A 26,550-nucleotide genomic window follows, 5' to 3' on the forward strand; every position below is an offset into this window, starting at 1 on the left:
ATGAAAAATATATTTTTAACTATTGCTTTACTAGCTCTGATAATCTCATGTAGAAAATCTGAATTAGATCTAGCACCGTCAAATCAACTACCTGTTGAAAATGCTTTTAATACAGAAACTGATGTGAGCTTAGCCTTAGGTGGGATGTATGCAGGATTAAGAACGAGCGGCTCATACTATGTTAGTGGCACTTGGAATATAATAGCCGATGCATTAGCAGATAATGTTATTATTAGTCAAGCTGGCAGAGGAACTTTGAGAACATTTAGCGAATGGCTTTATAACGGCGATAATACATATGGTCTGTTTACAGGTGGCTATACTATCACTAGACGAGCTAATGCTATTTTAGAAAATATAGATAAGTTTCCCGCTGGTGGATTTAAAGATAACGCGAAAGGTGAAGCATTAGCATTAAGAGCAATGGTGTATTTTGATATGAGTAGGGTATATGGTAAAACGTTTTTGAATGCTAATATAACCGACTCTGTTATGCCGTACGTTACTACAACAGACGTAACTATCCTCCCTCGAAAAGAACCAGTAGCAAACTTTTATACAAAAGTTATTAAGGATTTGACGGATGCGTTACCATTAATAGCTACTTCTAACGGGGTAGGAAGGTTAAACAAAGCGGCGGTTTCTGGTTTATTATCTAGAGTATATTTATACCAAGGTAACTGGGCGAACTGCATATCAGAGTCAAATAATGCGTTGACTAGTACTCCAAATTTACCAAATATAGCAACATTCCCTTCAGTATGGACGGACGCAAGTAACGCGGGTGTACTATTTAAGGTATTAAATACTTCGTTAGACAATGTTAACACCCCAGGTGTGAATTACTATCAAGTTGTAGGGACTAGTGGTATAAGGTCTGAGTATGTTGTTGATTTTAATTTGAAACAACAGTATTTATCTAATGATGTGAGAACTTCATCATATATACAGACTTCAGCTTTCAATGGTGTACAGCAAAATCATATTATCAAATATAATGGTCGGGCGGGACAACCAGCAGGTGTAGTTGACGGCAAGGCTCTAAGAACTGCTGAAGTTTTGTTAAATAGAGCTGAAGCTTATTACAGAAGTGGTAATCAAACAGCTGCTCTAGCGGATTTGAACCTGTTAAAGATGAATAGATATACAGGTTTTGTAAATGTTACCCTAACAGGCTCGTCTTTGCTAGATGAAATATTACGTGAAAGAAGACTTGAGTTAGCTTTTGAAGGCGATAGATTCTGGGATTTAAAAAGACTTAATCTTCCTGTGGTAAGAGATGGAACAAAAGGCGATAGAGCCGATGGCACTGGTGTCACATATTTGTTTTTGAATTTGCCTATTACAGGCGTTGGAAGTCATAGATTCCAGTTACCCTATCCTACCTTAGAAGTAAATTTTAACAAAAACCTTACTCAAAATCCTGGCTATTAATTTTGTGTAACTGTATTGTAAACAAAGAAGGTCAGTTTATTTCGAACTGACCTTCTTTGTTTACAATAAATTGGGTTTCTTCAAATGAACTTTGTTTCCGTCTATCCCTTATTAGCTAGTTGCCCGCATGCTGCATCAATATCTTTACCACGGCTGCGTCTTAGTCTTGCATTTACCCTGTTTTTCTCTAGAATACTCATAAATGCGTCTACTGCGTCTTCGTCTGGTTTGTGAAATTTGAAGGCATCTATTGGGTTGTATTCAATGATATTTACCAAATCTGCTGGTACTTGACGGTAGATTTTTATTAGTTCTTCTGCATCTTTCTGGCTATCGTTGAAGTTTTGAAACAAGATGTACTCAAACGTAATCTCGTTACCTGTTTGCTTGTAAAAGTGGTTTAAAGCTTCAATCAATACGCTGATATTATTGCTCTCATTGATAGGCATAATTTCATTGCGTTTCTTGTCATTGGCTGCGTGTAGAGACAACGCTAATTTAAACTTTACTTTATCGTCACCAAGCTGTTTAATTTGCTTAGCCACACCTGCTGTAGATACTGTAATACGTTTTGGACTCATGCCTAAACCATCTTCTGCGCTAATGCGTTCAATAGCTTTTAGTACGTTTTTATAGTTAAGCAATGGCTCGCCCATGCCCATAAATACAATGTTAGATAGCTTCTTTTGGTAAGCAGCTTCACTTTGTTGATTGATTAAAACTACCTGATCATAAATCTCATCATAGTTAAGATTACGACGTCTTTCCATGTAACCTGTAGCACAGAACTTACAGCTTAAGCTACAACCAATTTGTGATGATACGCAAGCTGTTTTACGAGCTTCTGTTGGTATTAAAACACCTTCAATTAAATGGTTATCGCTGGTTTTAAAGCGGCTTTTAATAGTACCATCTTCACTGTTTTGAACGGTTTCTACTTGAAGGGCTGGCAAAGTAAATTCTGACGCTAACTTGTTACGCAAGTCTTTACTTAAATTGGTCATATCGTCGAAACTATGGGCATGTTTTTGCCAAAGCCATTCGTGTACTTGCTTAACACGAAACTTGGGCTGACCGATAGTTGTAAAATAATTTTCTAACTCTGATAATGATAGATGACGAATATTTTGTGATGCTGACATGCAACAAAGATACACAGCTGATTAAATGGTTCAGTTGATTAGCATGATTGATTTGCTAAATAGCTTTAATAATTGTAACAAACGCACTTTTACAATTGTATTGATAGTACAATTAGTAAATTCGCTTCGGTAAAAGTTGCGCAACGTATCTAAACGTACAAGTAGGTGCTTCGTAAACTCAACATTAACTTGCAACGAAGCTAGATTATTGTATAATCCCGATAGCTATCGGTACTGGTGACCAAATAAAAAAATATGACTAAAACAGCCTCATCGTTTATAGCAAAAAGCACTATTAAAGCTGCTGATATTGAGCATAGAAGAAAGATTAATTTTAATATAGGTAGATACAATGCGGTAGTGCCGCAAGGCAAGCAGCAATTTGCCAATGTGATGAGTGTACGTGAACATGCCAAAAACACAAAATGGCGGGCCATCGAAAATTTAGATGCTTACCTAGAACTGTTTGAAAAACAGATTACTGCACGTGGCGCCAAAGTGTTGTGGGCTGAAACAGCTGAGCAAGCACTTAACCAAATTGGTGAAATTTGTGAAGAAAAAAACTGTAAAACTTTGGTGAAAAGTAAAAGCATGGTGACCGAAGAAATTCACCTGAATGCTTACCTAGAAAGTAAAGGCATTGATAGCGTAGAAACTGATTTAGGTGAGTATATACAACAGCTTGATGGTGAGCCACCTTACCACATTGTAACACCTGCCATGCATAAAAGTAAAGAAGATGTGGCTAAGCTTTTTGCTGAAAAATTGGGTACACCAAGTCATTTGTCGCCAACAGAACTAACGCTGGTAGCAAGGCAAAAGCTGAGAGAAAAATACATACAAGCAGAAGTAGGTGTAACTGGCGCCAACTTTATTGTGGCAGATATTGGCGGTATTGCAATTACTGAAAATGAAGGTAATGCAAGGCTAAGTTGCAGCATGCCTAAAACGCATATTGTGATTGTGGGTATAGAAAAAGTGATTCCGTCAATGACAGATTTGGCAATGTTTTGGCCGCTGCTATCAACATTTGGTACTGGGCAAAAGGTAACTGTGTACAATACCATTGTTACCGGACCAAAACAAGCTAATGAAGTAGATGGCCCTGAAGAAATGTATGTGATATTGCTTGATAACGGTAGAACCAATCTGCTACAAAATACCAAAGCTAGAGAGGCATTGTATTGTATACGTTGTGGTGCTTGTTTAAACGCTTGCCCTGTATATAAAAACATTGGTGGTCATGCTTATGAAACCACTTACAGTGGCCCGATTGGTAGCGTCATTACGCCGCACTTACGTGGCATGACAGACTACAAACACTTAAGTAATGCATCGTCACTTTGTGGTAATTGTACCGAGGTTTGTCCGGTGAGAATCAACCTGCATGAGCTATTACTTGAAAATAGGCATGAGGCAGTGGTAGAAGGTAATAGTGGCATTGCAGAACGTATAGCATGGAAGGTTTGGAAAACGGCTAGCCTTAACCGTAAGATGATGAACCAAGGTAGTGGTGTATTGAAAAATTGGGTGGTAAATAAGGTGTTTAAAGGCTGGACAACTCATAGAAGTAATCTTGACTTTAGCCCGAAAACATTTAACCAAATGTGGCAAGAAAAAATGAACCCTAAAAATTGATAGGTATTTTGTACTTTTAACTACAAGTTTTTAGTCATGAAACTAAATATCATTCAAAAAACATTTGCTAGCGAGGAAGAATATTTCTTGTTTGAAGAAAAATGCGAACTAAGAAATGAATTAGTGAATGGAAACTTAATTGCTATGAGTGGGGTATCTATAGAACATAATGAAATAACTGTTCAAGTATTTCTTTTACTTAAAACACTTTTAAAAGGGGGTAATTACAGATTTTTTATTGAAGCCGTAAAAGTGAAAAATCCATCAGGTAATTTCTTTTATCCTGATGTGATGGTTTGTAATCCGAACCCTCATAAATACTATAGTGAAGAACCTATTTTATTGGTCGAAGTATTATCTGAAAGCACACGTACATATGACCTTACCGATAAATTTATTCAATACAAACAAATACCAAGCTTACACTATTATTTGTGTGTAGAACCTGAGCAGCAAGTAGTAATTTTTTACTTTAAAAATGCAGAAGGTGAATGGATGACTGAAACTTACAGCAAAGAGGCTGATGTTGTAAATCTACCGCAATTAAATACCAGCTTTACGCTAAAGGATATTTACAAACCAGAATAGTGCTGCTACTTTATACAGAACAAACTTCACCTCGTTTAGAATATACCACCAATTTTATACAAAGTATTATTGGCGAAGCCATTACTATAACTACTGATAAAGAACTGTTTACGCAAGCTAATGGTGTTAAAATTAGTTATAGTAATGAGGCTGTTTGTAGTAAAACCTATCACATACAGCCACAAGGTTTGTTGTTTCAGAATAGTATTGAACTGATTGATATTGAGGTAGCTACTTGCAGAGCACAAATGTGTTTTTTCGCTTCGCAAAATGATAGTCATGGCTTTGATGTGTTGTCGGCCATATTTTATCTAATTACTCGATATGAAGAATATTTGCCCTATGATAAAGATAGTTATGGTAGATATGCCCACACCAATTCGTTAGCTTATCAGCATCAGTTTTTAAACCTGCCTTTGGTAAATATTTGGTTAAATGATTTTAAAAGAAGAACGTTAATCGATAATCCACAATCGCTAGAAAATTTAGGAGTACTAGCGACTGACGATATTCGATTATCGATTAATAATCACGCACCATTCACCTTTACCCCAACTTACGATATTGATATCGCTTATGCACATCAGTACCAACCAATTTTTAAAAATATAGGTGGCTTTTTTAAAGATTTAATGCGTGGCGATTTTGAAAAAGTAATTGAAAGAGCAACTGTATATAGCGGCACAGCAAAAGACCCTTTTGATACGTATGATTGGCTAGAAGACCTGCATCAAAAGCATCATCTACAACCGATTTACTTTTTTCTATTAGCAACAAAACGAGGTGTTTACGATAAAAATGTATCGCCAAGAACTAAAGGTATGCAGCAGCTAATTAAGCAACAACATAGCAAGTACACAGTTGGTATTCATCCATCTTGGCAAAGTGGTGATAGCGATGCACTATTAATACAAGAGAAGCAAGCACTTGAACACATCACACAAGCGAATTGCACTAAAAGCAGGCAACATTATATTCGCTTGTCTCTGCCTGAAACTTACAGAAAGCTTATAAAAATTGGCATTACAGACGATTACTCAATGGGTTATGGCAGCATCAATGGCTTTAGGGCTTCTGTTGCTTCGCCATTTTATTGGTTTGATTTAGAACAAAATGAAGCAACCAATTTGCTCGTTCATCCTTTTTGTTGGATGGATGCAAACAGTTATTTCGAGCAACAATTATCAGCTGATGAAGCTTTGGTAGAGCTGCAAGATTATTACAACGTAGTAAAGCAAGTAGGCGGGAATTGCAATATTATTTTGCATAATAGCTTTTTAACCGAGCAACCACAATGGCTACCTTGGCGTAGGATGTATGAAAGGTTTCTTGAAACCGCTGATTAAATTGATGACCCTTGATTTACTATGATATTTTGGAAAAGAAAATCGCCTACTCGAAAAGTCAGTAGGCGATTTTTAAAATCATAGTACATCATTCCTATCAATAACCATCAGCGGTTACTCTTAATGCTTAAAATGTCTCAAACCAGTAATCACCATTGCTAGGTTATTAGTTACAGCATACTCAATACTGTCTTTATCTCTTATAGAACCGCCAGGTTGTATAAAGGCTTCTATACCTTCTGCGTGGGCCATTTGCACACAATCATTAAAAGGGAAAAACGCATCACTTGCAAGTACTGCACCTTTTAGTTCAAAATTAAATTGCTTCGCTTTGTCAATAGATTGGCGCAAAGAATCTATGCGGCTTGTTTGGCCACAACCTTTGCCTACCAACTGTTTATTTTTAATTAAAGCAATAGCGTTGCTTTTTAAGTGCTTGCAAATAATATTGGCAAATTCAAGATTCGCTCTTTCTTCAGTAGTCGTTTCTCTACCACCAACTTCTTTCCATTCAGCGTAATTACCAGCATCTGTACCTTGGGTTAAAGTACCATTTAGTAACGATTTCGATTGACTATTAACTATTGACCATTGACTATTCAGCTGCAATAAAATTCTGTTCTTCTTGCTTTTTAATACTGTCAATGCATCTTCATCAAATGCAGGTGCTACCAATACCTCAAAGAATATTTCGTTAATAGCTTCAGCCGTTGCTTTGTCTATTGTGCCATTGCTTACTAGCACACCACCAAAAGCACTTTCAGGGTCGCCAGCTAGTGCAGCATCCCAACTGTTTTTTACAGTATCTCTCAAGGCTATACCACATACGTTGGTATGTTTTATGATGCCAAATACAAAGCCATTTTCAGTAGAAGTAAATTCACTAATAATTTGAATTGCAGCGTCAACGTCAACAAGGTTATTATACGATAATTCTTTACCGTTTAGTTGTGCAAATACTTCTTTCAAGTCACCATAAAAAGTTGCTGTTTGGTGTGGGTTTTCGCCATAGCGCAACACTTGTTTGGTACTAGAAGTTTGCAACGTAGTACTACTTGGGTTAAAGTAATTACTTATGGCAATATCGTAGTTCATTACTACTTCAAATGCTTTAGCAGCAAAGGCTTTACGCTGTTCTAGTGTAGTTGTACCAGCTTGTTCGTGCAAAATGTTTTGCAATACTGCATAGTCATCTTTTGCAGCAATTACCGTTACATCTCTATGGTTTTTAGCAGCAGCACGTATCATGCTTGGTCCACCAATATCTATCTTCTCTATTATCAGTTTTTCTTCTGTGGTATTTTTTAGTGTCTCTTCAAATGGATACAAATCCACAATCACCAAGTCTATTTCAGGAATGCTGTATTGCACCATTTCAGCTACATGCTGTGCATCATCTCTTTTACCTAAAATGCCGCCAAACACAACTGGGTGTAGGGTTTTAACACGACCACCTAGTATACTAGGGTAGGTGGTTAAACTTTCTACAGGTACGCAAGCAATGCCTGCATCTTCTAAAAACTGCTGTGTACCACCGGTAGAATAAATGGTAATACCTTGGGCTTGTAACTCTTGTGCCAATGGGGCTAAGCCGTCTTTGTAGAAAACGGAAATTAATGCCGATTGAATTTTCTTTTGCATGGTGAGAACGATGACACGCAAAGAAACAAAGGAGGCAAAATGGTTATTTGCCAACTACTGCATCTTTACGTGGAAAGATGAGCAATATTTTGAGCCGCAAATGTAAACCTCTCACTCGTAAGCTCGTCTATTAAAACCATCTGTTTTCATGTAAATGCCATTTTTGGGTATTTTATCTTAATAAAATTTCGCTTGCTTATACCAAAACATCCATAGAAATAAGTAACAGCTACCCAACTATTCAAATCATTTTTATTTGTTGACCAACGTTAGTACTACTATTTAACTTTTGTTGCGTCGCACACTTGTACGTTCTGTTCGCTTTGCAGCAATGTATGTATTGCACCTATTCAAGAATATCTGGTCGTCTTTCTTTGGTACGTTGTATACTTTGTTCATGTCGCCAATCTTCTACCTTTTTCGGGTCACCAGATAGTAAAATGTCTGGCACTTTTAAGCCTTTAAATTCTGCTGGTCTTGTATATACTGGTGGGGCTAGTAAATTATCTTGAAAACTATCAAAAAGTGCAGAAGTTTCATCGTTAAGTACGCCCGGTAATAATCTGCCAATAGCATCTACCACCACTGCAGCAGCTAATTCGCCACCGCTTAGTACATAATCACCAATAGAAATTTCTTTGGTCACATACAAGTCTCGTATGCGCTGATCGATGCCTTTATAATGCCCACAAATAATCAGTAGGTTCTCTTTCATAGACAATTGATTGGCCGTTTGTTGGTTAAACGTTGGTCCATCAGGTGTCATATAAATTATCTCGTCGTATGTAGTTGTTTGTTGTAAATGTTCTATGGCATTTGCCAATGGCTCGCACATCATTACCATACCTGCACCACCACCGTATTGGTAATCGTCTATTTGCCCATATTTATTCAAAGCCCAATCACGTAAGTTGTGGGTGCGTACAGTCAGCAAGCCTTTGTCTTGCGCACGTTTCATAATGCTGTGGCTAAACGGACTTATCAATAAATCTGGCGAAACAGTAATAATGTCAATTATCATACTCAAGTAAATAATTACACGAATTAAGGCTAATTACACGAATTATTACAAAGCTAACAGTATACGTGATGAAATCAACGTTCATCTACTTGCCAAGTAATAGCTTGGCACTTTCTAGAAGCAACTCTTTTGCTATTAAATCTTTCGGCTATCCATCTTGGGCTTGCTTTAATTACACGTATCGCTTCTACAACTAATTTAGGGTGAACTTTTATGGTATCATTTATGGCTCTTTCTACATCTGTAACATAGCCCCATTTTGAAATGACAAAACATATACGAACAGTAGATTTTGCAGATTTTTTCCCTTTTGGTATTGTGATATATTTATTGCTAAGTTCTGAGTTTGTATTTTCTTGTAAATACTTTGCCCAAGCTTTACTGCCACCAGGAAATTCTGCAGGTATAGGCAGTTCACAGATGATGATGTCATTATAATTCGTGCCAACCTTACTACTCTTTTGAGCGCTTGTCTTTAATGACGAAAGGCAAAATACTATTAAAATAAAAATCCTCATAATTGTTAGATACAACTATGAGGATTTTCCATATCAGTGTTCTTATTATTCATCATCCATAAATTCCTCAACACTACGTCTATCTTTTTTAGTTGGTCTACCTACTTTGCTAAGCCTTTTACCAGTATTAAATGCAGCCGGCTGAAAGGTGATGCTATTCAGTTCATCTGGTGGTGTAATGTCTTCGTAATGCTTAATGGCTTCACTATAAGCTTGACGCGTTTCTAGCAAACCAGTTACTCTAATTACCCATTTTCTGGCTTCAGTTTTTACCTCGTATTCATCGTTTAGGTTTACCGTTTTGGCTGGCTTTACATTGTCGCCATTTAGCTTCACCTTGCCTTTTTCGCAAGCTTCTGCTGCTAAACTTCTGGTTTTAAACAAACGAATTGACCAGAGATATTTATCTATTCTTAACTTCTCTTTCTTGATCACTGATTCGAGAGATTTTAATTTGTAAATAATTTGTTTCTTCTTAAAAATCTAAGCCCAAAGCAAAGTACCAAACTGGGCTACCTTTAAACACACCTTTCATTGGCCAGCCAGCATCAATCTTCATGAAATAGCCTAACAAATTACTACGAGCACCAAAGCCATAGCCACCTGCAAATGGGCCTAAACCACCTGCATCAATTTTAACAGTAACAGGGCTGCCAGGGCTGGTGTAATATTCTACTGGACGTTTGATGCCGTTGTATTTGCCATTCCATGCAGTGCCTAAATCTATAAACTGTACCAACTGAAAATTACGAATGAAAGCGTTATTAATTGGTTTGTTTAAAAGCGTTGAAAATACTGGTAAGCGTAATTCACTATTGATAACAAAAGCGTTATTACCGTTGGCTATGTTTTGGTTGTAACCACGCATGTTTACAGCTAGCGATTGAAACGCATAAGTTTGGTCTTGCGCTGGCTTATTGTTGTCGTTGAACCTAGGACTAAACCAACCATCTACACCACCTAGATAATAAAGTATTTTTTGATTGCCCCAGCTAAAATCAGCCGCTGCTCTTGTAGCCCAAATAAAGTTGCGGTAAATTTTAAGATAATGCCTTGCATCGAAACCAAAGTTGTAAGTAAGGTTTGTTTCTGAACCAATAACTGGCCTATTTACATCTAAATATACTTTGTAGCGCAAGCCGTTCCAAATGTTTTGCGATGGATTGATAGTATTGTCATGCACATATTCTAATCGAGCTACAGCATATTGGCTTACTGTGTCAGGGTATGTGAGTAAAATTGGTGATATAAAAGGGTTGTTGGGATCAGGAAATGCTTTTACAATGCCTCTGTCAATTCTATAGCCAATAGTAGCTCTAATACTCTTTACCTCATTGAAAGGATAAGCAAAATTAGCTTGATAAAGGTTTGTAATAAGCGCAGTTGGATAAGTTGGTCCATAAAAGTCAGACTGGTAACTACGATAGTATGTTAAGCCCCAATCAAGTCTACGCTTATGATTTTGAAAGGTAAAATACACATCTTTATCGCTTAGGTTAGTGCCAAACCGTACACCACCAATTATTTTATAATCTTCCATTAAGTCGCTAGTACCAGCCCTGAACGAGAAGTTTAAATCTGTGCCATTGCTTAGTTGTACTGGGCCAGTACCACCACCATATTGCTGATATCTGTTTACCAAAATATTGTTGGTTACACCAGCCAACACATAGTCGCTACTAAAGTGCATACTGTATTTAAACAGTTTGGTGTTATTAAGATAACTTTCTTTTTTAGGTGCTTGTTTGGTTAGTTTTACCAAAGCTTCAGTAGCAGAATCTTGTGGTTCATCTGCAAAATCATTTTGGAAAAAGTCTTTTGCAGTTTTTGGCTTAATAGTGTCTACAGCAGGCAATGCTTTTGGTGCAGCAGGCAATTGTTTACCTTTTATCGGCTTGCCTTCAGCAGCTTTTTTAATGCCCATCAAGCTCTTCATGTATTCTGTAGGCCTTGGGTTTACATTACGTCTTGTAAGTGCATCCTCATTTATTTTTAGCTTGTATAAAAATTTGTAGTCGCCTTCACGTCTTGTTTCACTTACTTGACCATTATTACCTGCAATTCTTGTTTCTAACAAAGAGCTTTGGTAGTTGGTAATAGGAAATGTGTAAGTAGAATCTTTAAATACTTGAAAATAACTCACACTATCTGGCTCTTGTTTTTGCCAAGCAGTTAAAGTACTGTCTAATTCTTTTGGTGCAGGATTTCTTAGCAATTCATCGCCTACATAATACAATGTATCTAGGCCATTTCTTTGGGTAGAAAAGAAGCCGGCCCAGCGGTTTTCAACACCACTTTCATCTGTTATGTAAGTAAAGTGATTAGTATTGTACTGCATAGGAAATTTCGCATTACCCAATTTGCTATTGGTTAATTGAGAAATTTGCTTGGTTGGTGTATTGTTGAAAATATCTACAATGTAAATGTTGAAGCGGTATTTGCTAGGCAATACAGTATCAGCATTCGGTGCATTATTGCCTGGTCTGTTACTTGAAAAAATAATACCAGAACGATTAGGGAACGATACAAATGTTGGGTTTAAATCATCATAAATATCGTTGGTTATTTGCGTTGCTTTTTGCTCTTCAATTTTGTAAGTGTAAATGTCAGAATGACCATTTTTTACTGCGCTTAATACCAAGCTATTTTGGTCAAGCATAAAGTTCGCATCTAGTATTTGGTCAAAATCGTCAATGTTTTGCTTAAAGCGTTTGTAACGTGCTACCGCATCGTACACAAACATTTTTGTTTTTCCTGCTTCCCAATAAATTACTAACAATCGCTGCCCTTTTGTATCCCAAGATAATATCGGATAATTTGGGTTAATATCACCTTGATTGGTTTTTACACCTTTATCAAGTAGCACGGTTGTTTGGTAAAAGTTTTCTACCAATTTTACTTTGTAAATACCTTTCTTAAATTCAACTACTGCATAGTTATTATTGCGGTTGTTAGGATTGGCTTGAAAGCGGAAATAATCGTTTTTGCTTACATCTTCTGTAATGCTTAGCACACCTTTTGGTGCATTTTTACGCTGACGAATATCCTTGTAATACTTGTCTTGCTCGTATGTCATAAACTCAGCTAGCACTTCTTTAAACTTCTTCTTACATATTTTTTCAGAAGCCTTGTTTAGGTTTTTGTAAATGCGTGCTAGGTACAAGAAGTAAGTAATATTATCTACCTTGTATTTCTCGCCTATGTATTGCCACAAAGCATGGCCAGCCAAGGTTGGTTTATCGTATGCAAATTGATAGAAGTTGTTATAATTACCACTCAGCATTTCGCTTTTCAATTGGTCGTCAAGCACAGTGCTCCATGGCTCGGCTACATAAGCTACATAGCCATCTGTAAGCCATACAGGCAGGTCTAATAAAGCTGCATTACTTGCAAACTCACCAATATCTTCACCAAATAAAATATTATCAAGTAGCAAACGTGCAATACCTTCACGTATTTGTCTTTTAAGTGTGGTATGGTTACCATCAAAATACACCACAATCTTATTGTTCACCAACTTGGTAAGACCGCCTGCATTTTGCCAATCTATACCAAGCCCTATATTGCTTTGCTTGTATTCATCGTAGCTATTGTACACCACAATATTGGTACGGCGCTGCAAGCTATATTCTTCAAATTTTTCTATGCCTGGTAGTTCTTCTTCTGCTATTTGGGCTACAAATTTCCCAAGCTCTGTACCGCCCTGCGATGTGTAGGTATTAAAGTGTGGCGATTGAAAAAACTTCCACTGCATTTTTTTGTACTGTATGCGGTTTTTGCCAAACGTTACTGTGTTCACCTGTGCCATTGATGTTGTAGATACCAACAATAGCATCCATATCATCACCTGCTGTCTATTTATTATTTGCATAGCCAATCTCTTTGCTTTAAAGTACTAGAGTTATATTTAGAAACGTTTGTTGCCTCATTAAAGTTTGCTTTTAATGCTTAACAACATTTTTGCGAAAAGTAAAAATAGTTAATTCACATTTGCACCAACATTTTATAAGTTGATAGGATGTTAAAATTAATGGATTTAATCAATGAGTAAATGATTTTAATGATTAAATGATGATTGCGATACTTGCGAGGTTCAGTTTTACTAATCTAGCAAATGATTTAAAACTATTTGGTTAATCATTTTTTCATTTCAATCATTCAAATCACAAATACCAAATCATAAATCACAAATCTCATGTTGCATATTCACACATTCACCTTCAATCCGATACAAGAAAATACTTACGTGGTTTATAACGATAAAGGCAAAGCCATTGTGATAGACCCGGGCTGCTATTTTACTGCCGAACAAGAAACTCTGCAAACGTTTTTAACTAATCATAGCCTTACAGTGGTTCAACTAATTAATACGCATTGCCACTTAGACCATGTTTTTGGTAATAAATGGGCGGCAAAAGCCTTTGGTTTAGAGCTATACATTCACCCAGAAGAAGAAAAAATGCTGGCTTACGCACCACAAAGCGGTATTAAATGGGGATTGCCTTTTGAAAATTATACAGGGCCGCTACATTTTTTAAAACAAGACTATACCATACAGTTAGATGAAGACGAGCTGATTGTACTAGAAACACCCGGTCATTCACCTGGTAGTATTAGTTTGTATGCAAAAGCTGAAGGCTTTGTAATTGCAGGCGATGCTTTGTTTAATGGCAGCATTGGCCGTACCGATTTGCCTTACGCTAGCCATCAACAATTGATAGATAGCATAAAAGCGCAATTATTTACACTGCCAGATGATACCAAAGTGTACAGTGGTCATGGCAGGCCTACTACTATTGGTCACGAAAAATTAACCAATCCATATTTACAGTAATTACTATTTCTGTATCCAAAAATGCCTGCTGCAACTTGCGGCAAGCATTTTTCAGTTGTAAAAATGGTCACTGCACATCGCAGGAAGCATTTTTCGGTTGTGAAAATAGTCGCTGCAACTTGCGACAAGCATTTTTCAGTTGTAAAAATGGTCGCTGCATATTGCAGGAAGCATTTTTCAGTGATGAAATTGCTTGCAGACTTAGTGAGGAAGCTTGTTCAACCGTGAAATTGGTTACAGACTTAGTGAGGAAGCTTGTTCAAACATGAAATTGGTTGCAGACTTAGTGAGGAAGCTTGTTCAAACATGAAATTGATTGCAGACTTAGTGAGGAAGCCTGTTCAACCGTGAATTTGGTTGCAGACCAAGTGAGGAGGCTTTTGCAAACATGAAATTGCTTGCAGACTTAGTGCAAAAGCCCTCTCATATCTGCGTTACACCACACATCTCTTAACTTTCCCTTACTTTTGCCCACCGAAAAAATATTGGTGTTATGTTAGATAAGTTAGAAGCTATTAAAGCAAGATTCGATCAAGTAGGTGTTGCGCTTACTAACCCTGAAATTATAAACAACCAAAAGGAATTTGGTAAAATGAGCAAAGAATACCGCTCATTAGAAAAAATTGTACAACCCTACCAAGAATACATAAAAGTATTGGCCGACTACGATTTTGTAAAAGAAAATCTTGGCAGCAGCGATGAAGAGATGAAAGAATTGGCAAAAATGGAATTGCCAGAACTTGAAGAAAAGAAAGAAACGCTAGAAAAACAACTCACTAAATTATTAATACCAAAAGACCCTCAAGACGATAAAAACGCCATGATAGAGTTGCGTGCAGGTACAGGTGGTGATGAAGCCAGCTTATTTGTGGGCGATTTGCTTGGTATGTACTTGCGCTACTGCAACAAAAAAGGTTGGAAAACTGCAATTGCCAGCGAAAGTGAAGGCACCGTGGGTGGCTATAAAGAGGTAGTAATAGAAGTAACGGGTGAAGATGTGTATGGTACTTTAAAATTTGAAAGTGGTGTGCACCGTGTACAGCGTGTACCTAATACTGAAACGCAAGGTCGTGTACATACATCTGCTGCTACCGTGGCGGTGATGCCAGAGGCAGAAGAAATTGACTTTGAACTTAACCCTGCCGATGTAAAAATGGAAACAGCACGAAGCGGTGGTGCTGGTGGACAAAACGTAAACAAGGTCGAAACCAAAGTAATGCTTACCCACATACCTACAGGTGTGGTTATTGTGTGCCAAACAGAACGTAGCCAGCTAGGCAACCGTGAAAAAGCTATGACTATGTTGCGTACCAAATTGTACGAAGAACAAGTACGTAAGCATGAAGATGAAATTTCAAAACGCCGTAAAACCTTGGTAAGTACAGGTGATAGAAGTGCTAAAATACGTACCTACAACTGGCCACAAGGTCGTGTTACAGACCACCGCATTAACTTAACGTCTTACAATTTAGATGCAGTCATCAATGGTGAGATAGAAGAATTTATTGAGGCATTGCAAATGGCCGAAAACGCCGAGAAAATGGCAACAGAATAAGTGTCATTCTGAGGTACGAAGCAATCTTTTATTGGTCATCAATAGTACAAAGCCCATCTACATATGCGTCGCACACTGCGGCTGCATAAAGTAGATGGGCTTTTATCGTAGCGTAGTAAACGAAACACAGGGCAAGGAAGTAATGGAGATTTATTAAGTAGTTTTCTTCTTTGTCCTGTTGCTTTGTGGTTATATTCATTGAGTAAGAAAATTAGTGGGGAGTAATTTTTATTGGTCATAGCTAGTACAAAGCCCACCTCAAAATCAATACCCGCATCTACCAATTTTTTTTGCAATATTCAATCTTATTTCTGCCATCTGCTATGTTGTATATGTTAAAATCAAGATTATTTATGGCACAATCAATGTCGAAAGTGGCATATCCAATATCAATGATGCCATAATCAATAGCGTAAGTGCCACCAACAAATACGTAAGTGTCATAATCAATTTTGTAAATGGCAAATTCAATAGCAGTACCCCACAAACAACGTTGACACCCCACAAACAATATTGTTACCCCACCTACACGTATTTTTTTATCAGCTAGTCCAGATTTGCAATCTGGTCTATAGCATATTTGGATTTTAAATCCTTGGCTACGAGGACGGGATTATAAATCCTGACCAGCAGAGATTGACGAACATAGCCTCAGCATTTGTTATTTACTGTGCTTCAGTCTGGGCTGGATGTTATAGATTTGGCTTATGAATAAAACATCAGCAATATTGCAATCATTGGGCTTAGGTAATGGGCTGAAGGAATTCTAATTAGCTTAGCTGAACTGCGTTTCCCCCAAAAACGCCAAGCCTTTTTCCTTATGCACAAGCCGTGCAACTAAATTAAATAACGAACCTAATTTTTAACTAAATGATAGTGAAAATTTTGCAGACTATAACATTTATTTTTGTTTTTACGACGGTGAGCGCTCAAGATCTAGTGCCCTTAGATAGTGTAATAAAAGTAATTGAAGCTCAGAAAGGGGATTTTTTTTTCGACACAACGTCATTATACCACTGGAGTGCTACAAATGGAGAATATACCAATAGGGTTATTACTGAGTTTAAGGTATTCCCTAAAACAAAAGACCTTCTAAGGGTAGTAGTGTTTGAAGAAGATAAAGAACGTATAGCATTTTATTATACAAGAGGAAAACTTATTGGGGCAAAAATTGATTTCAGTGTGGAATTTAGTAGATGGAATGGAAAGATAATAAATATAAAGAATGCAGAAAGTAATGATCTTATCCTTGCTTATCTAGAAGACGAGTCCGATTCAGAAGAAAATGTTTCCAAAAGTTTAGCTTTCTCGGGTTACTCTTGGTTCAGACATTTTGAAAAGAGTATTACAAAAAAAGATCTTCGAAAGTAAGGTGATGAATTCATTTTCGCCGCTGTTGGTATTGCTTTCTCCAACAGCATTTACTACTCGTTGTTGGTCAAAGACGCAAAAACGGCGAAAAAACGCTGCACCCATTGCCCTCATTGATAAGTTGTTGACTTTGCGGATGGATTAATACATCCATATCTTCTAAAGGTATTGCACCAAGTAAGGGTTCACAATTACCAGGCAGTACCATAGCCCTACAGATAGTTGCACGATTTTTAAAACGTACTTGTACATTATCAACCACATCACATTCTATTACTCTACCATCTGCAGTTTCGGCATTTCTTTTCTCTACTACAGGAAATTGCAGTTGCGATTGTATTTCTTCGTTAATGCAAAGGTTGTAACTGCCTGTATCTACAAGCATGGTAATATTCATTTGCTTTACCTCTTCTTCACCAATATAATGGCGCTTGGCAAGTATTAAATCCTCACCATTAATCAATGTAATATCTGCATATACTAAACCCATAACTATTTTATTTGAATACAGCTAAGTTACATTTATTTCTTGCTTTAATGCGCCGCCCCTTCATGCCAGCGCTCTAAAATTTCTGCTTTTAACTGTGCTACTATATCGTCTAAGCCTTCATACCAGTCTAGGTGGGGGCTTGTTTTACCGCAGCCACCTGCATGGTCTATGCATTCTGTTTCTTCCCATACTTTGGTGCAGCTAGGGCAGCGGCCACCAGTGCTAAAAGTATCCCACACATGGTCACAAGTGCATTGCCAGTAAGGCTTGCCATCCGGCTCCCACTCGCATTTTGGGCAGCGTATTCTTAAGTCATCCATTATTCGTTTTATTTGTAGTAAGGCATGTGGGTATCAAAAAAAGATTTCTGTGTGTTTTCCCAATTTTGCAATACTTGTGTTCTGTTATTGTTGGTAGTATTAATACTTTGGTTGAAGGCATTTACCGCAGCATTAATATCTTTTACGCCTTTGTTATAAGCGTCTACATCTTCTTTTTTTCTATCAGACTGTGATTTTGCTTCAAAGGCTTTTTTCATTTTGTCAAAGTTTTCTTGCTTTAAGTAAAAGTCTAGTTGCTTTGGTAATTCTACTTCTGCATTCTTTTTATAAAACTGTAATGCTTGTCTGCAAGCCACTGCTAGCGATGGGTCGCCCATAAAACTCTTCATGGTATCTAACGCTGCCAAACCTTCGGTTGCATATTTTATTAATGCATTGCGGCTTTGTTCGGCATCATTCAATTTTTTGGCATTCAGTGCTTCGGTCAATTTACCATCTTGCCAGTTGCATTTAAAAAAAACTAAATACACTTGATTGTAATAGTGATTAAGTTTAGATGCTACTTCCATTTTTTGCCCTAATTCAGACTTTTCGCCCTCTACCATGTTTACATTGTATTTTGCAGCAAAATCTGTGTAAGCCTTATTGATAGTAGCAGTAGCTTCTTTCAGTTTCTCACCTGTTTTTTCTTGTAATAGTAAGTAGGCTTGCATTTCATCAAAGCTTTGCTCACTTATTTCTTCCATGTTTACAATGTGAGCATAGTCTTCATTAAATATTTTATAACAAAAATTAATGTAGTCAATGCTTTTTTGACGAAGCGAATTATCGCCTTTAAACAATGGCAAGCCAATAGTATTGAACTTACTCTGTTGAATACTTTCTATAGCAGCTTGGCGCAATTTTTCTACTTTGCGTAAGCGCTTGCCATGCGCAGCAGCACTTACATAAGCCATATACTTTTTGTTCATTTCGCCTTGTGCATTAGTTACAGATGTCATGTAGGCACCTGCACCTTCTGCGTTTTGGGCAAATGTTTGTAACGAACCCACTAATACGATTGCAACTAGCAATACTTTTTTTAAAGAAATCATAAGCGTTTTTTTGCGTATTCGAAAATAGCGGCAAAACCAATATGAGCCAATTAATTTTATAATATTTTATTCAGGCTTGTAGGCAGTACGTGCTAGTAGCAAACTATCTTGCAATAAATGATTACGCTTAAACGAACGGAACGATTGTCTTTTTTGCTTGCGTTCTGCTTTTGTAAGGTCTATATCTAAATTAGGCTTGCCAGCATCTACCCATGCTGTGTACCAAAAATCAGCCACCATATCGGCAGATTTTATTAACTGCTGATTAATGGTTGGATGCAAACTTTCGCCATAAGCTTTGGCAAAAGCTTCAGTATAGTATTTTAAATTTCTACCGTATTTAAACACAGTTTTGTATTTTAAACTATCAGGAAAATTTTTCGACACTTCTTTTTCTTTGGCAAAAACATCGGCCACTAAAGCATAAGTACCACGCACATCTGCCCAAACAGCTGCTTCAGGATTAGCTAGATAAGTGGCTTTGTGCTTGCTGCGCAAATTGTAAGTACCTAGTTCTACTTCTGGCGTTACGCTTTCCCATAAAGCATGCAAGCCTTTTTGGTTGGTTAATTGTCCATCGTAATTAATAGACGTATGCAATGGCACATGCGCATCTTCAATGTAATGTGCTAAGTCAGCTGCGTAGAATAATATTTTACTAGTATCATTTGCCTTAAAAGCTTCTACTAGTTTGTCTTTCATCACCATAATATGATAAGGCACATAACCATATTTCAGCAACGTATCTTTAGTATATTTTTTTACTGCTTCATCCCAACCCAAAGGCATTTTATAAGCGGCACTATCGCCATAAGCTTCCATATCTACAAAGTGTTTGGTAGCTTCTGTGGCATCGGTATTTCTACGTTCATCTGGTCTTGTACAATCTTTTACCAAGCCTTTCATAGAGGCATAAAAAAATGGTTGCATGGCTTTTGGCAACTCGTAAATGGCTAGCTGCGTAGTGGTATGATGCACCAAAAAGCCCCAACTACACAAACTAATAACGATAGCAGATAAGGCTACCGCAACAACACTTCTTTTTACAACTTGCATAACTTACAATATTTAAGCTGCAATGATAGGTGAAATACGCAGCAGCAACACTAGCAATTACATGAACGTTTTAACACCAAATTGTTAGCGCCTACTCTTATTAAATAAAATAATCCATTTTTTTTTATACAATCATTGCAATCGTTTGTAAGTCACTTATATTCGGGTCACAAATACAATCTATGGCTTCTATTTTAGAGCTTCACAATCTGCAAAAATTTTACGCAACACAAAAGGCTGTTAGCGACATTAGCTTCAATATTGAACAAGGCAGCATATTTGGTTTATTAGGACCAAATGGTGCTGGCAAAACCACCTTACTACGTATGATTACGGGTATTTTTTACCCAGATAATGGTCATATTATGTTTGATGGCAAACGCTTTGATCCAATAAATGACATCATTAAAATAGGTTACATGCCTGAAGAAAGAGGCTTGTACAAAAAAATGAAAATTGGTGAGCAAGCTTTGTATTTAGCGCAGCTAAAAGGCTTAAGCAAAGCCGAAGCTATGGAAAAAATTACTTTCTGGTTTAAGCGACTAGAAATGGAAAGCTGGTGGAACAAAAAAGTAGAAGACCTAAGTAAAGGCATGAGCCAAAAATTACAGTTTGTAATTACGGTACTGCACGAGCCAAAGTTGATTATTTTAGATGAACCATTTAGTGGCCTTGATCCTGTAAATGCCAACTTAATTAAGGATGAAATTTACGGCCTAGCGCAACGTGGTTGCACCATTATTTTCAGTACGCACCGTATGGAACAAGTAGAAGAAATATGCGACCATATTGTGTTAGTAAACCTTGGGCAGAAAATTTTAGATGGTACCGTTGGCGATATTAAGCAGCAGTTCAAAGAAAATAAGTTTAGCATTAAACTACACGGCATTACAGCGCCATCAAATAGTCAAGCATTTAATATTTTAGACCAAAAAGCCAATGCTTTTACCGTAAAAATTAATGAAGGCTTCAGCAGCAACGATGTATTGCAACACTTTATACAACAAGGTGTGGTGATAGAATCTTTCAACGAAATTTTGCCATCACTTAACGATATTTTCATTGGCTTGGTAGAAGGTACAAAATCTGTTACAAGAGCTTTTCAGCCTGTAACTGAATAAACCAAAACTAACTTTTTAATAACCTAACTTATGAATAAAACTTGGCTTGTTGCAAAACGCGAATTTTTAAGCCGTGTACAGAAGAAGACTTTTTTGCTTACTACCATTTTATTGCCATTGGTAATATTTGGTTTTTATGCGTTAATCATCTATTTCACGGTAAAATCCACCGATGATTTTAAAGTGGCTGTGGTAGATAAAGCCAATATTTTTGGCGGCAAAATTTCTAGCAAAGGTGATATCAGTTTTGTATTTGTAAAAGATGAAAGCCCCGAAAGTCTGAAAGTAAAAGTGTCTAAAAAAGAGTTTGATGGCTACGTTATTGTTGATAGTAATTTTAATGCTAGCACCAATGATAGTTTGGTATTTGTTTCTGGGAAAACGGTAGGTTTAATGACACGTTCAGATATTCAAAAACGTATTAACAATGCGCTAGAAAACCAGCGTTTATTGTCGTCACTTAATATCAGCAAAAAAACATTAGATAGCTTACAAAGAGGCAACGATATTAAATTTTCTACACTTGATGGCAAAGCAGAAGACGATAAAAAAGCAAGTGCTAGTTTAATTGTAGGCTATATTTCTGGCTTTTTAATTTATATCATTTTGTTTATTTACGGCACTATGGTAATGCGTGGCGTAATGGAAGAAAAAACCACACGTATTGCCGAAGTAATCATTAGCAGTGTAAAACCTTTTCAACTAATGATGGGTAAAATTACAGGCATTGGTGCGGTAGGTTTGGTGCAGTTTCTTATTTGGATTTGCTTAACCTTGTTCTTACGCGTATTATTACCGTTACTTATTCCTGGCATGGCCGAAGTAACACAACCAGGTGCATCACAAGCACTTGAATCAGCAAAAAGTAGTGGTGCTTTTAATCAAATAATGTCATCACTAGGCGGCCTTAATATTGGTTTAATTTTAGGTTGCTTTATATTCTATTTCTTAGGTGGCTATTTATTGTATTCATCACTATTTGCAGCCGTAGGTAGCGTAGTAAACGAAGATCCACAGGAAGCGCAAAGCCTATTATTACCAATCACAATGCCTATCATTTTCAGCATTGTTATTATGCAAAGCGCAGTAAACAATCCAACAGGTGGCTTAGCAGTTTTTGGCAGTTTATTCCCACTAACTTCACCTATTGTAATGATGGCTCGCATACCTTTTGGTGTGCCAGGTACGGTACCTTATTGGCAATTAATTCTAAGCATGGCCTTATTAGTTGGCGGCTTTTTATCTACCACATGGTTAAGTGCTAAAATTTATCGTGTAGGTATTTTAATGTACGGCAAAAAAGTAAGCTGGAAAGAGATGAGCAAGTGGGCTTTTAGAAAAAGTTAGATATTCATGTTACCAGCTGTAGATTTTCAATGTAGCATTGTTGCGTCGCACACTTGTGCGCCTTTCTATACAGCATCTTTTAACTAAGCGTAGATATTTACAAAAACAAAAATCCCGATTGCTCATCGCAATCGGGATTTTTAATATCCTAATAATCATTTAAATCCTACCAAATCAAGGTTCAGACAATTATACCGCAAAACTTTCACCACAACCGCAGCTTCTACTAGCATTAGGGTTATTAAAGTAAAAGCCTTTACCATTCAATCCGTCGCTAAAATCAAGTTCAGTATTTACTAGGTATAAGAAGCTTTTTAAGTCGGTTACCACCTTTACACCATTGTCTTCAAACACTTGATCCATAGGCTTTTGCTCATTATCAAAATCAAGCTTGTAGCTTAAACCGCTACAGCCACCACCTACCACACCTACTCTTAAAAAGTAACTTGGGTCACCGTAAATACCAGCATCTTCCATCAGCTTTATCACTTTGGCTTTTGCTTTGTCACTTACATATATTGCATTCGCCTCCCCCAAACCCCCTCCAAAAGTGGGGGCTTTAGAAATAGTCTCATTTACATCTGTTTCCTTTAGCATAATCTTCGCTTATATAAGCCCCACCTTTGGAGGGGTTGGGGCGGCTGTATTAATGAACACCTTTCTCTTCAAATACTAACTCTTCTAAACCGTTCTTTACACGGTAATCGTTAATGGCTGCTTTAATAGCATCTTCTGCTAAAACTGAACAGTGAATTTTTACTGGTGGAAGATTTAATTCTTCTACTAAATCCATATTGTCAATTGCAACCGCTTGGTCTACAGTTTTACCTTTTAACCACTCAGTAGCTAAAGACGAAGATGCGATTGCAGAACCACAACCAAAGGTTTTAAATTTAGCATCAGTAATTACGCCTGTAGCGTCATCTACTTGAATTTGCAAACGCATAACGTCACCACATTCTGGTGCGCCTACTAAACCAGTACCAACATTTTTGCTAGCCTTGTCTAAAGTACCCACGTTTTTTGGGTTACTATAATGATCGATTACTTTTTCTGAATATGCCATAATTTAATGCCCCTATCCCCTAAAGGGGGACTAAAACCTATGAGGCAGTAGGCTTTTATATTTTTATAATTATAATTTAAAAGAACTTTTTAAACTCCCCTTCAGGGGTTGGGGGCTAGTGGTGTGCCCACTCAATGCTGTTTAAATCAATACCTTCTTTATACATTTCCCATAGTGGGCTCATATCACGTAGTTTAAGAACTGTACTGCTAATTTGCTCAATGGTGTAGTCAATTTGTTCTTCGGTAGTAAATCTACCTAAACCAAAGCGCAAGCTACTATGTGCTAAATCATCACCCAAGCCCAATGCTTTCAATACATAGCTTGGTTCTAAAGAAGCACTCGTACAAGCAGAACCTGAACTTAATGCAATGTTTTTATTAAAGCCCATTAACAAACCTTCACCCTCTACATGCTTGAAAGAAATATTTGCTACATGTGGCAAGCGATGTTCACGATTACCATTTACATAGCTTTCTTCTATTTGTAACAATGCATTTTCAAGTTTGTCACGTAGTTTACTTAAACGCTCAGCATCAGCAGCCATTTCTAGTCTTGCAAGTTCACAAGCTTTACCAAAGCCCACAATACCAGGTACGTTTAAAGTGCCACTACGCATACCTCTTTCGTGACCGCCACCATCCATTTGAGCAGTTACTTTTACACGTGGGTTTTTACGACGAACATACAATGCACCAATACCTTTAGGGCCATACATTTTATGTGCTGTAAATGCCATAATATCTATACCATCTTCAATTACGTTCACAGGAATTTTACCTACAGCTTGTACCGCATCTGTAAAAAATAATACACCATGTTTTTTAGCAATTGCTGCAATTTCTTTTACAGGTTGTACCACACCAATTTCGTTATTGGCATACATAATTGCTATTAAAATGGTGGTTGGTTTTATAGCTGCTTCTAGTTCAGCAAGGTCTATTAAACCATCAGGTTTTACTTGTAAATAAGTTACCTCACCACCAGATTTTTCTACGTGTTTACAAGTGTCTAAAACCGCTTTGTGTTCAGTAGTAGCGGTGATAATGTGGTTACCTTTAGAGGCATACATTTCAAATACACCTTTAATAGCAAGATTATCGCCTTCTGTAGCACCGCTTGTAAAAATGATTTCTTTAGGATCAGCGCCTACTAATTGCGCCACTTGCTCACGGGCATAATCAACAGCCTCTTCAGCTTGCCAGCCAAATGGGTGATTACGGCTAGCTGCATTACCAAAATGCTCTGTAAAATATGGAATCATCGCTTCTAACACTCGAGGATCCATTGGTGTAGTTGCGTTGTTGTCTAAATAAATAGGAAACTTCATAATCGTATCTTTATACTTGCTGTAACACAAAATTACTGCTTTAGGTTGTATAAATTTGAATGTGATAACTGTAAAAACAGGTTTTTCCATTAATCGAAAGGCAAAAAAAGCCAATTCTTAAGTTGCTTTTTACCCCCTTGCGGGCAAATGAACAAGCCTGAAATTACCATTTAGTACCAACTTACAAAACGCATATACATGAAACAAATAGAACATATTGGCATAGCAGTTAATAATCTTGATTTTTCTGTACCATTATTTGAAAAATTACTACGAACCAGTTGCTACAAAACAGAAATTGTACAAAGCGAGCAAGTTGCTACTGCCTTTTTTGCCTGCGGCGACAGCAAAATAGAACTGTTGCAAAGCCTTAACACCGATGGTGTAATTGCAAAATTTATAGATAAACGTGGTGAAGGCATGCATCATATTGCATTTTTGGTAGATGATATTTATGCAGAAATCAATCGGCTAAAGGCAGAAGGTTTTGCTTTTATTAATGAAGAACCAAAAATTGGTGCCGATAATAAACTCATTTGCTTTTTACGCCCAAAAGAAACGAATGGCGTTTTAATAGAACTGTGCCAAGAGGTAAACAGGAACGCTGATAACACTGATTAAGCGGATTTTCACAGATAAAATCTGTGTTACCATAATTACTATCAAAATCTGACTTATATATTTGTACTAACAAGCAAACAATCATGGATCAATTATTTACTGTAGACGCATTAATTAGTCTTTTAACATTAACCACTTTAGAAATCGTTTTAGGCATTGATAATGTCATTTTCGTATCTATTTTAATTGGCCGCTTAAACGATGCTAAACAAAAATTAAATGCCCGTAGAGTGTGGATGTTTGCAGGTATTGCTGTTCGTATCGGTTTATTGATGGGTTTAGGTTGGCTTGTAAAAAATGGTAATAAAGAATTGTTTAGTGTTGCAGGTTATGGTTTCAACTTGCGTAACTGCATCATGTTTGCAGGTGGTTTGTTTTTACTGTTTAAAACCGTAAAGGAAATTCACCACAAACTAGAAGGCGATGAAGGCTTGGGTGAGGAAGAAAAGAAACCTACCGCTTCTGCTTATGGGGCAATTTTAGCGCAAATTGTAGTGATAGACATGGTATTTAGTTTTGATAGTATTATTACAGCTATTGGCCTTGCTAATCATGTGCAAATTATGATTATAGCAGTAATCATAGCTATGATTATCATGTTTTTATTCTCTCAAAATATCTCAAATTTTATAGAAAAACACCCGACTTTAAAAATGCTAGCCTTATCATTTTTGTTAATGGTAGGCTTTAGTTTATTTTTTGAAGGCTTAGAACCGATACACAAAAGCCATATTGACAAAACTTACATTTATGTGGCAATGGCCTTCTCGTTTGGTGTAGAATTATTGAACATGCGTATGTTTAAGAAAAAGAAAGCCGCTGCGGTAAAATTAAGAGGGCCAAAAGCTTAGTGATAGGAACGCTGATGACGCAGATTTGGATGGATGAAATCGGATTTTCTTTAAAATTTATATTCTTTTATCCTGTACCAGACATGGTTTCATGAAATTCAATGGTTAAAGACCCAATTTCAGTGGTTAATGACTGATTTTTAGACGTGCAGATCTGATACAAGAACTCGAAGCATGAATTTTAGAACTAGACGAATGAAAATCA

At 37.0% G+C, this 26,550-nt stretch carries 24 protein-coding genes; 11 read left to right on the top strand and 13 right to left on the bottom strand.

The annotated features are described in order from the left end of the window. Entirely contained in the window at nucleotides 1-1,434 is a 1,434-nt protein-coding gene (locus tag ACT9TX_RS11065) for a RagB/SusD family nutrient uptake outer membrane protein (RefSeq protein WP_481338353.1), read from the top strand. Between the two features lie 101 nt (nucleotides 1,435-1,535). Here ACT9TX_RS11065 and rlmN read toward each other — a convergent pair whose 3' ends face one another. Next, complete coding sequence (gene rlmN, locus ACT9TX_RS11070; protein WP_481338354.1) at nucleotides 1,536-2,576, bottom strand: dual-specificity RNA methyltransferase RlmN; 1,041 nt, start codon at nucleotides 2,574-2,576, stop codon at nucleotides 1,536-1,538. 255 nt (nucleotides 2,577-2,831) lie between these two features. Here rlmN and ACT9TX_RS11075 point away from each other — a divergent pair, with 255 nt between their 5' ends. The 3 genes from ACT9TX_RS11075 to ACT9TX_RS11085 are packed head-to-tail and all read left to right on the top strand — an operon-like array spanning nucleotide 2,832 to nucleotide 6,148. Beyond that, nucleotides 2,832-4,214 carry a LutB/LldF family L-lactate oxidation iron-sulfur protein gene (locus ACT9TX_RS11075; protein ID WP_481338355.1) on the top strand — a complete coding sequence of 461 codons (1,383 nt, stop codon included), beginning with the start codon at nucleotides 2,832-2,834 and terminating at the stop codon, nucleotides 4,212-4,214. A gap of 36 nt (nucleotides 4,215-4,250) precedes the next feature. After that, nucleotides 4,251-4,802 (top strand): Uma2 family endonuclease, encoded by a 552-nt coding sequence (locus ACT9TX_RS11080; protein WP_481338356.1) that lies wholly within the window; start codon nucleotides 4,251-4,253, stop codon nucleotides 4,800-4,802. Then, the gene (locus tag ACT9TX_RS11085; protein WP_481338357.1) at nucleotides 4,802-6,148 is read left to right on the top strand and encodes a polysaccharide deacetylase family protein; all 1,347 of its coding nucleotides are present in this window, start codon (nucleotides 4,802-4,804) and stop codon (nucleotides 6,146-6,148) included. The genes ACT9TX_RS11080 and ACT9TX_RS11085 overlap by 1 nt, the downstream gene beginning before the upstream one ends. A gap of 120 nt (nucleotides 6,149-6,268) precedes the next feature. Here ACT9TX_RS11085 and purH read toward each other — a convergent pair whose 3' ends face one another. The 5 genes from purH to ACT9TX_RS11110 all read right to left on the bottom strand — a co-directional run bounded on the left by purH (nucleotide 6,269) and on the right by ACT9TX_RS11110 (nucleotide 13,199). Continuing rightward, a complete protein-coding gene (gene purH, locus ACT9TX_RS11090) occupies nucleotides 6,269-7,789 on the bottom strand; it encodes a bifunctional phosphoribosylaminoimidazolecarboxamide formyltransferase/IMP cyclohydrolase (RefSeq protein WP_481338358.1) in 1,521 nt (506 codons plus the stop codon). Between the two features lie 346 nt (nucleotides 7,790-8,135). Beyond that, nucleotides 8,136-8,810 carry a tRNA (guanosine(37)-N1)-methyltransferase TrmD gene (gene trmD / locus ACT9TX_RS11095; protein ID WP_481338359.1) on the bottom strand — a complete coding sequence of 225 codons (675 nt, stop codon included), beginning with the start codon at nucleotides 8,808-8,810 and terminating at the stop codon, nucleotides 8,136-8,138. Between the two features lie 74 nt (nucleotides 8,811-8,884). Further along, nucleotides 8,885-9,328 carry a hypothetical protein gene (locus tag ACT9TX_RS11100; RefSeq protein ID WP_481338360.1) on the bottom strand — a complete coding sequence of 148 codons (444 nt, stop codon included), beginning with the start codon at nucleotides 9,326-9,328 and terminating at the stop codon, nucleotides 8,885-8,887. A gap of 45 nt (nucleotides 9,329-9,373) precedes the next feature. Continuing rightward, a complete protein-coding gene (locus ACT9TX_RS11105) occupies nucleotides 9,374-9,763 on the bottom strand; it encodes an RNA-binding S4 domain-containing protein (protein ID WP_481338361.1) in 390 nt (129 codons plus the stop codon). 40 nt (nucleotides 9,764-9,803) lie between these two features. Continuing rightward, the gene (locus ACT9TX_RS11110) at nucleotides 9,804-13,199 is read right to left on the bottom strand and encodes a hypothetical protein (RefSeq protein ID WP_481338362.1); all 3,396 of its coding nucleotides are present in this window, start codon (nucleotides 13,197-13,199) and stop codon (nucleotides 9,804-9,806) included. Nucleotides 13,200-13,523: 324 nt separating this feature from the next. On the opposite strand from ACT9TX_RS11110, the gene ACT9TX_RS11115 reads away from it, so the two are divergent. The 3 genes from ACT9TX_RS11115 (at nucleotide 13,524) to ACT9TX_RS11125 (ending at nucleotide 17,088) form a co-directional block, all read left to right on the top strand. Continuing rightward, nucleotides 13,524-14,162 (top strand): MBL fold metallo-hydrolase, encoded by a 639-nt coding sequence (locus tag ACT9TX_RS11115; protein WP_481338363.1) that lies wholly within the window; start codon nucleotides 13,524-13,526, stop codon nucleotides 14,160-14,162. Nucleotides 14,163-14,655: 493 nt separating this feature from the next. Then, complete coding sequence (gene prfA, locus ACT9TX_RS11120) at nucleotides 14,656-15,717, top strand: peptide chain release factor 1 (protein ID WP_481338364.1); 1,062 nt, start codon at nucleotides 14,656-14,658, stop codon at nucleotides 15,715-15,717. 870 nt (nucleotides 15,718-16,587) lie between these two features. Beyond that, entirely contained in the window at nucleotides 16,588-17,088 is a 501-nt protein-coding gene (locus ACT9TX_RS11125; protein ID WP_481338365.1) for a hypothetical protein, read from the top strand. 67 nt (nucleotides 17,089-17,155) lie between these two features. Here ACT9TX_RS11125 and ACT9TX_RS11130 read toward each other — a convergent pair whose 3' ends face one another. The 4 genes from ACT9TX_RS11130 to ACT9TX_RS11145 all read right to left on the bottom strand — a co-directional run bounded on the left by ACT9TX_RS11130 (nucleotide 17,156) and on the right by ACT9TX_RS11145 (nucleotide 20,009). Further along, entirely contained in the window at nucleotides 17,156-17,578 is a 423-nt protein-coding gene (locus ACT9TX_RS11130; protein WP_481338366.1) for a clan AA aspartic protease, read from the bottom strand. Between the two features lie 44 nt (nucleotides 17,579-17,622). Continuing rightward, nucleotides 17,623-17,898, bottom strand: coding sequence for a hypothetical protein (locus ACT9TX_RS11135; protein WP_481338367.1), 276 nt, complete (start codon nucleotides 17,896-17,898; stop codon nucleotides 17,623-17,625). Nucleotides 17,899-17,906: 8 nt separating this feature from the next. Beyond that, nucleotides 17,907-18,953 (bottom strand): LIC11966 family surface protein, encoded by a 1,047-nt coding sequence (locus tag ACT9TX_RS11140; RefSeq protein ID WP_481338368.1) that lies wholly within the window; start codon nucleotides 18,951-18,953, stop codon nucleotides 17,907-17,909. 66 nt (nucleotides 18,954-19,019) lie between these two features. Continuing rightward, complete coding sequence (locus tag ACT9TX_RS11145) at nucleotides 19,020-20,009, bottom strand: zinc dependent phospholipase C family protein (protein WP_481338369.1); 990 nt, start codon at nucleotides 20,007-20,009, stop codon at nucleotides 19,020-19,022. A 182-nt stretch (nucleotides 20,010-20,191) separates the two neighbouring features. Between ACT9TX_RS11145 and ACT9TX_RS11150 the strand changes: the two genes are divergently transcribed. Beyond that, nucleotides 20,192-21,130, top strand: a complete 939-nt coding sequence (locus ACT9TX_RS11150; protein WP_481338370.1) for an ABC transporter ATP-binding protein — start codon at nucleotides 20,192-20,194, stop codon at nucleotides 21,128-21,130. Nucleotides 21,131-21,160: 30 nt separating this feature from the next. After that, on the top strand, nucleotides 21,161-22,477 hold the full coding sequence (locus tag ACT9TX_RS11155; protein WP_481338371.1) for an ABC transporter permease: 1,317 nt from the start codon (nucleotides 21,161-21,163) through the stop codon (nucleotides 22,475-22,477). A gap of 189 nt (nucleotides 22,478-22,666) precedes the next feature. Here ACT9TX_RS11155 and ACT9TX_RS11160 read toward each other — a convergent pair whose 3' ends face one another. From ACT9TX_RS11160 to ACT9TX_RS11170, 3 genes are all read right to left on the bottom strand, one after another. Further along, nucleotides 22,667-23,074 carry a HesB/IscA family protein gene (locus ACT9TX_RS11160; protein WP_481338372.1) on the bottom strand — a complete coding sequence of 136 codons (408 nt, stop codon included), beginning with the start codon at nucleotides 23,072-23,074 and terminating at the stop codon, nucleotides 22,667-22,669. A gap of 49 nt (nucleotides 23,075-23,123) precedes the next feature. Continuing rightward, nucleotides 23,124-23,543, bottom strand: a complete 420-nt coding sequence (gene iscU / locus ACT9TX_RS11165; protein WP_481338373.1) for a Fe-S cluster assembly scaffold IscU — start codon at nucleotides 23,541-23,543, stop codon at nucleotides 23,124-23,126. Between the two features lie 115 nt (nucleotides 23,544-23,658). After that, nucleotides 23,659-24,873 (bottom strand): IscS subfamily cysteine desulfurase, encoded by a 1,215-nt coding sequence (locus tag ACT9TX_RS11170; protein WP_481338374.1) that lies wholly within the window; start codon nucleotides 24,871-24,873, stop codon nucleotides 23,659-23,661. Between the two features lie 198 nt (nucleotides 24,874-25,071). On the opposite strand from ACT9TX_RS11170, the gene mce reads away from it, so the two are divergent. Next, nucleotides 25,072-25,494 (top strand): methylmalonyl-CoA epimerase, encoded by a 423-nt coding sequence (mce, locus tag ACT9TX_RS11175; RefSeq protein WP_481338375.1) that lies wholly within the window; start codon nucleotides 25,072-25,074, stop codon nucleotides 25,492-25,494. Between the two features lie 83 nt (nucleotides 25,495-25,577). After that, the gene (locus tag ACT9TX_RS11180; RefSeq protein WP_481338376.1) at nucleotides 25,578-26,345 is read left to right on the top strand and encodes a TerC family protein; all 768 of its coding nucleotides are present in this window, start codon (nucleotides 25,578-25,580) and stop codon (nucleotides 26,343-26,345) included. Nucleotides 26,346-26,550: the final 205 nt, after the last annotated feature.

Source organism: Parasediminibacterium sp. HNIBRBA5674, assembly GCF_056745525.1.

Bases quoted from the DNA above. Each gene is read 5' to 3' on its own strand.
- ACT9TX_RS11180 (WP_481338376.1), top strand. From the start codon at position 25,578: ATGGATCAATTATTTACTGTAGACGCATTAATTAGTCTTTTAACATTA.
- prfA (WP_481338364.1), top strand. From the start codon at position 14,656: ATGTTAGATAAGTTAGAAGCTATTAAAGCAAGATTCGATCAAGTAGGT.
- ACT9TX_RS11170 (WP_481338374.1), bottom strand. From the start codon at position 24,873: ATGAAGTTTCCTATTTATTTAGACAACAACGCAACTACACCAATGGAT.
- ACT9TX_RS11080 (WP_481338356.1), top strand. From the start codon at position 4,251: ATGAAACTAAATATCATTCAAAAAACATTTGCTAGCGAGGAAGAATAT.
- ACT9TX_RS11155 (WP_481338371.1), top strand. From the start codon at position 21,161: ATGAATAAAACTTGGCTTGTTGCAAAACGCGAATTTTTAAGCCGTGTA.
- ACT9TX_RS11075 (WP_481338355.1), top strand. From the start codon at position 2,832: ATGACTAAAACAGCCTCATCGTTTATAGCAAAAAGCACTATTAAAGCT.
- ACT9TX_RS11125 (WP_481338365.1), top strand. From the start codon at position 16,588: ATGATAGTGAAAATTTTGCAGACTATAACATTTATTTTTGTTTTTACG.
- ACT9TX_RS11100 (WP_481338360.1), bottom strand. From the start codon at position 9,328: ATGAGGATTTTTATTTTAATAGTATTTTGCCTTTCGTCATTAAAGACA.
- ACT9TX_RS11135 (WP_481338367.1), bottom strand. From the start codon at position 17,898: ATGGATGACTTAAGAATACGCTGCCCAAAATGCGAGTGGGAGCCGGAT.
- trmD (WP_481338359.1), bottom strand. From the start codon at position 8,810: ATGATAATTGACATTATTACTGTTTCGCCAGATTTATTGATAAGTCCG.
- ACT9TX_RS11160 (WP_481338372.1), bottom strand. From the start codon at position 23,074: ATGCTAAAGGAAACAGATGTAAATGAGACTATTTCTAAAGCCCCCACT.
- ACT9TX_RS11110 (WP_481338362.1), bottom strand. From the start codon at position 13,199: ATGCAAATAATAAATAGACAGCAGGTGATGATATGGATGCTATTGTTG.
- mce (WP_481338375.1), top strand. From the start codon at position 25,072: ATGAAACAAATAGAACATATTGGCATAGCAGTTAATAATCTTGATTTT.
- ACT9TX_RS11115 (WP_481338363.1), top strand. From the start codon at position 13,524: ATGTTGCATATTCACACATTCACCTTCAATCCGATACAAGAAAATACT.
- ACT9TX_RS11065 (WP_481338353.1), top strand. From the start codon at position 1: ATGAAAAATATATTTTTAACTATTGCTTTACTAGCTCTGATAATCTCA.
- ACT9TX_RS11145 (WP_481338369.1), bottom strand. From the start codon at position 20,009: ATGCAAGTTGTAAAAAGAAGTGTTGTTGCGGTAGCCTTATCTGCTATC.
- rlmN (WP_481338354.1), bottom strand. From the start codon at position 2,576: ATGTCAGCATCACAAAATATTCGTCATCTATCATTATCAGAGTTAGAA.
- ACT9TX_RS11130 (WP_481338366.1), bottom strand. From the start codon at position 17,578: ATGGGTTTAGTATATGCAGATATTACATTGATTAATGGTGAGGATTTA.
- ACT9TX_RS11140 (WP_481338368.1), bottom strand. From the start codon at position 18,953: ATGATTTCTTTAAAAAAAGTATTGCTAGTTGCAATCGTATTAGTGGGT.
- ACT9TX_RS11150 (WP_481338370.1), top strand. From the start codon at position 20,192: ATGGCTTCTATTTTAGAGCTTCACAATCTGCAAAAATTTTACGCAACA.
- iscU (WP_481338373.1), bottom strand. From the start codon at position 23,543: ATGGCATATTCAGAAAAAGTAATCGATCATTATAGTAACCCAAAAAAC.
- purH (WP_481338358.1), bottom strand. From the start codon at position 7,789: ATGCAAAAGAAAATTCAATCGGCATTAATTTCCGTTTTCTACAAAGAC.